The sequence below is a fragment of the Cupriavidus sp. CuC1 genome (assembly GCF_044627735.1).
GTDB lineage: Bacteria > Pseudomonadota > Gammaproteobacteria > Burkholderiales > Burkholderiaceae > Cupriavidus > Cupriavidus ulmosensis.
This window is the reverse complement of the sequence record NZ_JBIUHC010000442.1, coordinates 1-595: the sequence shown is the minus strand read 5'-3', so window position 1 is coordinate 595 and position 595 is coordinate 1. Positions and strand designations below refer to the sequence as shown.

The window sequence follows — 595 nt, the reverse complement described above, 5'->3', positions numbered from 1 at the left end:
CGGCAGAAACGTTTCAATGCATACCATGTGACCCTTGTTGCAGACGGGGCAATCGCGTAACGACCTGCCAGTGAGTCATTGGTAACGGTCACGGTAGTCGTCCATGATGCGGCAAGTGTCTTCCGCAGGGGCAACGACGCCGAGCAGCCGGCGGCAGGTGGCAAGCTTGGCTGCGCGGTGACGATTGGCCAGCAGGCCGTAACTGCGGATGTGCTTGAAGCCGTCGGGCAGCACGTGCAGCAGGAAGCGACGGATGAATTCGTCGGCCGCGAGCGTCATGGACCGGCTTGCGGCCCCATGTTTGTAGTCCTTCCACTGGAAGGTCACCGCGTCGCCGTCGAAGCGCTGCAGTCGGTGGTTGCAGATGGCGACGCGATGGGTGTAGCGGCCCAGATAGTCGAGCACCTGCCGAGCGCCGCCGAACGGCGGTTTCGCGTAGACGACCCACTCGGCCAGGGCCGTGGGTGCGAGCCAGGCAGCGAAGGCGCGCGGCTCACTGAGTGGTGCGAGCGGGCCATAGAAGTGCAACGCCCCGCTATCGAAGGCGCGGCGCAACTGTTCGAGGAAGAGGCGCCGGAACAGGCGCGAGAGCACA

At 64.7% G+C, this 595-nt stretch carries 1 pseudogene; it reads right to left on the bottom strand.

The annotated features are described in order from the left end of the window. A pseudogene (locus tag ACGLHR_RS52115) lies at positions 1 to 595 on the bottom strand (transposase); the annotation flags it as partial.